Genomic DNA, 8,217 nt, shown 5'->3' with positions numbered 1-8,217 from the left:
AATCCCCAGCACGAGCGCACCAAGCTCTTCCTCAGCCAGATCCTGCACTGAGGCTGAATAATAGCGATAGATGAGGCGAACTGGAGATGAAGCGCCACGATTTCGATGATCTCGCGGCCTTCGTCGTGGTTGCCGAGGAGCGGAGTTTCACGCGCGCCGGCGCGCGCCTGGGTATTTCGCCCTCTGGCTTGAGCCATATGATGAAGCTGCTCGAAGAGCGGCTGCGCGTGCGGCTTCTGGCTCGAACGACCCGGAGCGTCGCAACGACGGAGGCGGGCGAGCGGCTGCTTGCGACGCTGCGCCCCGCCTTTCAGGACATCAATCGCAGTCTTCAGGAACTCGGCGATCGCAGCGGCAGACCGTCAGGGACGGTGAGGATCACGGCTCCGCAACATGCTGCGATGTTTCTGGTTGCGCCTTTGCTGCCGTCGTTCCATGCGCAATTTCCGGATGTTCGCATCGAGCTGATCACCAGCGATCAATTCGAGGATATCGTCGCCACACGGTTCGATGCCGGTATTCGCCTTCTTGAGAGCGTTGAGCGGGACATGATCAGCGTCCGGGTCGGTCCTGATATCCGCGCGGCTGTCGTTGCAGCGCCATCCTATTTCGAAAGGCATCCGCCACCGAAGACCCTCAGGGATCTGGCCGACCATGATTGCGTGAACTACTACCTGCCCTCAGCCGCTGCGCCCTATGCATGGGAATTCCAGGACGATGGCCGCGAGGTCGAGGTGAAGGTGAGCGGGTCGCTCATGGTCAATGACGCCTTTATGTTGATGCAGGCTGCCCTCGCCGGCTCCGGCCTCGTCTATACTTTTGACGATGTCACTGAGGAGCATGTCAGCAGCGGTAGGCTGGTGAGGGTCCTGGAAGATTACTGCAAGCCGTTTCCCGGCTATTCGATCTATTATCCAAGCCGCCGGCAGATGCCTTCGGCGCTTGCCGCATTCATCGATGCGCTTCGCTCATCATACCGCAGGCCCAAAGCCTCGCAGCAGTGATCCTGGCAAGCGTGCAGATTTAATGGGCCAATAAATAGACCTTTTAAAAAATGACTGTTATAAAGGTTGGCAGAGGCGCTCGTTGCTTTCCTGCTGCCGTCAGATGGTTCATGGGTGGAGGACGCGCTATTTCGGAAAAGGGAGATGTCATTTGAACCGTTACGAGAATTTGCAGCTCGGTGCGGTCCGGGTTACGCCGACTTACGAACTCGTGCTCGATCAGATCCGGCGCGTGATTTTTCTGGGCCGCTTCCTGCCAGGCGACAAGCTTCCAGCCGAGCGCGAGCTCGCCGTCCTGTTCGGCGTATCGCGCACCAGCGTTCGTGAGGCCATCAGGGTACTCGAAGGACAGGGCCTCGTCGAGGTCAAGCGCGGCGCAACAGGCGGCATCATGGTCCGCAATAGCGACCTCATCGCTGCAAACGAAATCAGGGAATATTCTGACGAGCTCCGCCAGACACTCGACAACGTGTTCGACTTCCGTGTCGCCAATGAGTGTGCCGCCTGTGCGCTCACAGCGGTGCGGCGTACCGATGAGCAGCTGGAGCGGCTGACCGCGCTGTTCAATACAATGGCCTCCCTTTGTGCCACCGAGGAAGCGCGGGCGGTGACCAGCAACGCCCTGCAGTTCATCGCATGCGACTCTGAATTTCACATGACGATCGCTGCTGCATCGGGAAATCCCTATCTGGTTCGCGCGATCGAGGAGGCTAGGACGGCCATGTATCTGCCGATCGGCAAGATCTTCGTGAAGCTCGACGCCGACGTGAACGACCACCACGACGCGATCATCGATGCGATTACCCGCCGCGATGCCAAGGCAGCCTACGAGACGATGCAAGTTCATATCGAACACACGCGTACAAACAACCACGCCTACCTCGCTGCGCAGACCAGCAGGAAAGCCTGATACTCCTGCCGAGGATCTGCGGAGCCCAGCGGGCTGCGGCACATCATATTCGAGCCTGCCATGCATATCACCGATGACGTCGACAAGAGGATCCTACGGGAGCTTCGGAAGAATGGCCGCATTACCTACGCTGAACTGTCCGACTTGGTGGCGCTCTCGCCTACGGCCTGCATGCGCCGCGTCGGGCAAATGGAAAAAGCCGGTGTCATCAGGGGATACACCACCCTCATTGCCGGTGACGCGCTCGGTGAGCCGATCACGGTCATTGCACAGGTCACGCTCGAGCGTCAGACGGAACAATATCTGAACCGTTTCGAAGAGGCCGTGCGCCGCTGCCCCGCAGTCCGCGAATGTTTCCTGATGACCGGGACTTCGGACTATCTGCTGCGTATCGATGTCGAGAGTGCCAGCGCCTTCGAACGCGTGCAGAAGGAGCTGCTGTCGGCGCTGCCAGGCGTTCAGCGCATCAACTCGACCTTTTCGATCAAGAACGTCCTGCAGGGCTGACCGTTGACATGGGGCGCCGACAAAGGCTTTGAAAAAATCTCGCTCCTGACCCAAGGATTGCAACGCGAGCAACGTCTCAGCCACGAAGCAGTTAGAAGCGGGTAGGAAATTGGACGCCCAACTGATCGAGCAGGCCATGGCCGGGGACCGGGACGCCTTCGCACGGCTGATCGCGGCGAACTACGATTTTATCCATGCCGTCGCCTGGCGCTGGTGCGGCAACGGCGCCGACGCTGAGGACATCGCGCAGGATGTTTGCATCAAGCTCGGTGCAGCGATCCGCGGCTTTCGCGGCGCGAGCCGTTTTCGAACGTGGCTCTATACGCTGACGCTGAACGTGGCGCGCGATCACCGGCGCAAGCGCTCGCTTGAGGCGAACCGTGTCGCCGCCTTTGCAGCAGAACCTGTCATCGCCGAAGCAACGGACGACGATCTCTCGGCCGATCTTTGGGTCGCGGTTCGCGGGCTTCCCGACAAGCAGTGCGACGCCGTGCTGCTGGTCTACGGCGAGGGTCTCAGCCATTCCGAGGCCGCCGACGTCATGGGCTGCTCGGAATCGACGATATCGTGGCATGTCCACGAAGCCCGCAAGCGCTTGAAGTCCGCTCTCGGCAGGCAGGAGGTTTGATCATGGACAAGCAATTCGAAGCACTCTCCCGCCGCAACGCGCCCGTTTCCTCTAATGCCGCGCGTGAGCGTGCGGTTACTGCTGCAATGCAGTCTTTCGATGCGGCGGAAAAAACCGGCCAGGCCGCCCAAGGAAAGGCGGGGTCACCGCGTCCAAGCTCCATCCTCAACCGTGTTTGGAGCACTGCCATGAACAGGAAATTTCTTGCAAGCTCGGCGATCGCCACGCTGCTATTGGTTCCGGCTGCCGGGTTCGTCGCCATCGAACTCGGCCGCGGCGGCTTGCCGGGCGGAAGCGCCGCCGTCACCAAGACCGATGCTGGCGTGGAATCTGCCGCAAAGCCTGCGCTTCAGCCGTCTCCTCCGGCGGCGCCAAAGGCAAAGGGGGAAAGCGCCCCTTCGGCGCAGCCGGTGGCGCCGGCCTCTCCGCAGGGCCGGGTTGGTGACATCACCGCGGATGATATTGCTGGACTATTGAACAAGGGGTCTTTCCACGGCGCGAAGCGGGCTACGTCGCCCTCCCCCGCAGCGCCGACGATGACCGAACGCGATGCTCAACGTCTCGGAGACGAGGTCGCCCCTGAAATGCGTGAGCGATTTGCAGAGAGTGAACTGAGCGGCGTCAGGTCCGTCGCGACGGAACCGGTCTCCACCTTCTCCGCCGATGTCGACACGGCGTCCTACTCCTTCGTTCGCAGGGCGTTGATGGCCGGCGAATTGCCGCCGGCAGAGGCGGTCCGCACCGAGGAAATGATCAATTATTTCCCTTATGATTGGCCGGGTCCAGACAATGCCGATCAGCCGTTCAAGGCAACCGTAACCGTGATGCCGACACCTTGGAACTCAGGGACGGAGCTGATGCATGTGGCCGTCAAGGTATATGATATCGCGTCCGCGGAGGCACCGCCGGCCAATCTTGTCTTTCTGATCGATGTCTCGGGCTCGATGGACGAGCCCGACAAGCTGCCGCTGCTGAAGAGCGCATTCAGGCTGCTGGTCGACAGGCTGAGGCCGGAGGACAAGGTTTCGATCGTCACCTATGCCGGGACGGCGGGTACAGTGCTGGAGCCGACCCGTGCTGCAGACCGGCAGAAGATCCTGACGGCAATCGACGGTCTGCGCCCGGGAGGATCGACAGCTGGCGCCAGTGGTATTGAGGCGGCCTACGGCCTGGCAAAGGCCGCCTTCGTCAAAGGTGGCGTGAACCGCGTGATGCTGGCAACCGATGGCGACTTCAACGTCGGTCTGATTGGCGATGACGAACTGAAAAAACTGATCGAAGACGAGCGCCGGAGCGGGATTTTCCTTTCGGTCCTTGGTTTCGGCCGCGGCAATCTCAACGATAGCCTGATGCAGGCGCTGGCACAGAACGGTAATGGCGTTGCTGCCTACATCGACACGCTCGCCGAGGCCGAGAAGACGCTGGTACAGGAGGCCAGCGCATCGCTGTTCCCGATCGCCAAGGATGTGAAGTTCCAGGTGGAGTTCAATCCTGCACGCATCGCCGAATACCGCCTGATCGGCTACGAGACCCGCGCCTTGAAGCGGGAGGATTTCAACAACGATCGTGTCGATGCCGGTGATATCGGTTCCGGCCATAGCGTCACGGCGATCTACGAGATAACCCCGAAAGGAAGTCCTGCCGTGCTGACGGACAGCCTGCGCTATGGTGACCGGAAAAATGCTGCATCAGCGACACAGGCCGGCGAAACTTCGGACACGGAACTCGCTTTTCTGAAGATCCGCTACAAGAAGCCTGACGAGGACAAGAGTGCACTGATCAGCGCGCCGGTCACGGACGCCAACGCCTTGAAATCCGTCAGTGATGCACCGGCCGATGTCCGCTTTTCGACGGCGGTCGCTGCATTCGGGCAGAAGCTGCGAGGTGACCCGGCATTGCTGGATTATTCCTACGGCGCGATCGCCTCGCTGGCGGAGTCCGCCCGCGGCGCCGATTCCTTCGGCTACAGGGCTGAGTTCATGCGCCTTGTGCGGCTTGCCGATGGAATATCGCCACGCTGATCGGCGCCGCCGTACGTTGGACATGTAGCGAAAGCCCCGGTTTGCCGGGGCTTTTCTGTTGGTGGCCACTGCTACGGGGCGGGGCTGCAGAGTTTTTGATTGCAAATCACTTCTGCTGTATTATCTACATATGAAGCTAAATATTTTGGAGATTTACCGGAGGCGGTAGGTCGGTCGGGCAGCGGCGCCAATCTGGCGATGGGCCTTAGTTTCAAGGACACTCAGCATGAGCACGAAAGAAAACACACTTGAGCGGCAGGACGAACAGACTGCTCGGGTCCAGCCCATTTCCGCTCAACCCGCCCCGCAGCAGGCTTCATCGGCCGCCCCTAAGACGAATAGGAAGGCGCGTGTTTTCGCATACTCCGTTCTTGCCTTGGCGATTGTTGCAGGCGGTGCGGCCTATGGTGCGCATGTGATGCTGGCGCCACCCGCCGAGGAGACCGACGATGCCTATGTCGGCGGTGATATCGTGTCGATTACGGCGCGGGACGGCGGAACCGTGCTGGCGGTTCATGCCGACAACACCCAGCAGGTTGGCCGCGGCGACCTGTTGATCGATCTTGATCCCGCGACGCAAACAGTGGGCCTCTCTGCCGCCGAAGCGGCACTTGGCCAGGCGGTTCGCTCTTTCCGCGCCAATACCAGCGCGGTCGAGGAAGCTTCCGCCGAAATCGCCCAGGCGACCGCCGAGCTGAAACGCGCCACCGACGATCTGGAGCGGCGCCGGACGCTTGCAAGCGGCGGCGCCGTTTCGGCCGAGGAGGCAAGCCACGCTGAAGACGCCGTAACCAGCGCCCGCGCGGCGGTAGACCTGGCAAAGTCGAAGCGCGAACAGGCCCTGAGCCTCGTTCAAGGCACCGACGTTCATGACAACCCGACCGTCCTTGCCGCGATAGCCGGGGTCCGAAATGCTGCCATCGATCTTGCCCATACCCGGATCGAAGCACCGGTCTCCGGCGTCATCGCTCAGCGCTCCGTTCAGCTCGGCCAGAAAGTCGCGGCCGGCACGCCACTGATGTCGATCGTCCCGCTGGACAGCCTCTGGGTGGACGCCAATTTCCGCGAGACCCAGCTCAAGGATATACGGGTCGGCCAGCCGGTCACCGTAACGGCAGATGTCTACGGCAATGCGATCAACTACCATGGCCACGTGCTCGGGCTGGCCGCCGGATCGGGCAATGCCTTTGCGTTGTTGCCGCCACAGAATGCGTCGGGCAACTGGATCAAGATCGTTCAGCGCGTCCCGGTAAGAATCGCGCTTGATCCAGCCGAGCTCAAGGATCATCCATTGCGCATCGGACTTTCGGTGACGGCGACGATCGCCACGGACGATCAGTCGGGGCCTTTCGTCAGCGGCAAGGCCGCGCCGGCCGGCGGGCAGCTGCAGAGCCAAGATGGCGGCAGTTCTGTCGATGGAAAGATCGAACAGATCATTGCACAGAATATGGGCGGCCAGTCGTGAGCGCGCCTTCAAGCCCGGCCGATGCCGCCCCTCCGCCGCTGAAGGGTGTAAGACTTGCATTTACGGCCCTGGCACTGGCGATCGGGACGTTCATGCAGGTGCTGGACTCCACCATCGCCAACGTCTCGCTACCGACGATCTGCGGAAATCTCGGCGTCAGCACCTCGAATGGAACATGGGTCATCACCGCCTTTGCTGTCGCGAACGGCGTTCTCGTCCCCCTGACCGGCTGGCTGATGATGCGGTTTGGTGTGGTTCGTGTGTTCTGCGCATCCGTCGTCGCCTTCACCATTGCCTCGGTCCTGTGCGGCCTCGCGTGGGACCTGCCGTCGCTGGTCGTTTTCCGCATCCTCCAGGGCGGGGTCTCCGGACCGCTGATCCCCGGCAGTCAGGCGCTGCTGATCGCAGTCTTTCCGCCACACAGACGTGCGACGGCTCTGACAATCTGGTCGATGACGACGATGTCGGCTCCGGTCTTCGGTCCGGTGCTCGGTGGCTATATCTCCGACAACTACTACTGGGGCTGGATCTTCTTCATCAACATCCCCTTCGGCATCATTGCCGCGACGATCAGCTGGCGCAATCTCGCCGATCGCGAGACGCCGAGGCGCAAGATGCCAATCGATGTTGGTGGGCTCGTCCTGCTCACCTTCTGGGTATTCAGCCTCCAGACGATGCTCGATCTCGGCAAGGACCGTGATTGGTTCAACAATCCGCTGATCGTTGTCCTGACCATCTGCGCAGTCGTCGGCTTCGTGGCCTGGGTGATATGGGAGATGACCGAGGCGCGGCCTGCCGTCGATCTCAGCCTGTTTCGCGGCCGCAACTTCACGATCGGGGTCGTGGCGCTGGCACTCGGCTATGCCCTGATGTTCGCCAACAACGTCATCCTGCCTCTCTGGCTGCAGACCGAGATGGCCTATACCGCGACCTGGGCGGGACTGGTGTCGGCGCCGGCGGGCGTAGTCGCCGTATTCCTTGCGCCGCTGGTCGGCCGTATCAAGCTTGATCCGCGGCTGCTTGGTACCGTCGCATTCGCTTCGTTCGCGCTCAGCTACTGGATGCGCTCGAACTATCCGCCGGATGCGAGCTTCTTGACCTTCGCCTTGCCTCTTTTCCTGCAGGGGATTTCCTTTGCAACGCTTTTCGTCCCGCTACTGACGATCACGCTTGATGGTATCCCGCCTGAAAGAGTGCCGTCCGCAACCGGGCTGTCGAACTTCGTTCGTATCATTGCCGGCAGCTTTGCCGCATCGATCATGACGACCTATTGGGACCGGCGCGAAGCATTCCACCAGAGCCGTCTCGTTGAGACTGCCACCGAGACGGCACCGGTCTACAGGTCCGCACTCGAACGGCTTCAAGCGCTCGGAATGTCGCCGTTGCAGGCCGCCGCTTCGGTAATGCATCAGATCGAGACGCAGTCCTATCTGCTTTCAAGCATTGAACTTTTCTATTTCAGCGCCTGGGCTGCGATAGCGGCGATCGCCATAGTCTGGCTCGCACGCCGTCCCAAGCCGCCGCAGGGACATGTGGTCGTTGCGGCAGACTGATCCGGCAACAGATATTAACGCCTCCGCGGTCCCGCCGCGGAGGCCAAATCATAAAAAACATCCAGCCTTATAAAACAGGAAGAACATTGCATGGTATCTCTTCGTTATGCCACACCGGCGTTGATGCTT

7 protein-coding genes are annotated in these 8,217 nt (G+C 60.9%); all 7 read left to right on the top strand.

Annotated elements, in window-relative coordinates:
- Positions 1-86 precede the first annotated feature (86 nt).
- Entirely contained in the window at positions 87-1,004 is a 918-nt protein-coding gene (locus ACODR6_RS31945) for a LysR family transcriptional regulator (protein ID WP_489026581.1), read from the top strand.
- 151 nt (positions 1,005-1,155) lie between these two features.
- Positions 1,156-1,914, top strand: a complete 759-nt coding sequence (locus ACODR6_RS31940) for a FadR/GntR family transcriptional regulator (protein WP_489026579.1) — start codon at positions 1,156-1,158, stop codon at positions 1,912-1,914.
- Between the two features lie 60 nt (positions 1,915-1,974).
- Positions 1,975-2,421 carry an Lrp/AsnC family transcriptional regulator gene (locus ACODR6_RS31935; RefSeq protein ID WP_489026577.1) on the top strand — a complete coding sequence of 149 codons (447 nt, stop codon included), beginning with the start codon at positions 1,975-1,977 and terminating at the stop codon, positions 2,419-2,421.
- 109 nt (positions 2,422-2,530) lie between these two features.
- The gene (locus ACODR6_RS31930; protein ID WP_489026575.1) at positions 2,531-3,049 is read left to right on the top strand and encodes an RNA polymerase sigma factor; all 519 of its coding nucleotides are present in this window, start codon (positions 2,531-2,533) and stop codon (positions 3,047-3,049) included.
- Positions 3,050-3,135: 86 nt separating this feature from the next.
- A complete protein-coding gene (locus ACODR6_RS31925; protein WP_489026583.1) occupies positions 3,136-5,070 on the top strand; it encodes a vWA domain-containing protein in 1,935 nt (644 codons plus the stop codon).
- Between the two features lie 376 nt (positions 5,071-5,446).
- Positions 5,447-6,535, top strand: coding sequence for an EmrA/EmrK family multidrug efflux transporter periplasmic adaptor subunit (locus ACODR6_RS31920; RefSeq protein ID WP_489026573.1), 1,089 nt, complete (start codon positions 5,447-5,449; stop codon positions 6,533-6,535).
- The gene (locus ACODR6_RS31915) at positions 6,532-8,088 is read left to right on the top strand and encodes a DHA2 family efflux MFS transporter permease subunit (RefSeq protein WP_489026571.1); all 1,557 of its coding nucleotides are present in this window, start codon (positions 6,532-6,534) and stop codon (positions 8,086-8,088) included. Before ACODR6_RS31920 ends, ACODR6_RS31915 begins: the two co-directional genes overlap by 4 nt.
- Positions 8,089-8,217 lie beyond the last annotated feature (129 nt).

The sequence above is a fragment of the Rhizobium sp. FG96 genome (assembly GCF_057808655.1).
The sequence above is the reverse complement of the archived record's forward strand: the minus strand, read 5'-3'. Positions and strand labels throughout refer to the sequence as shown.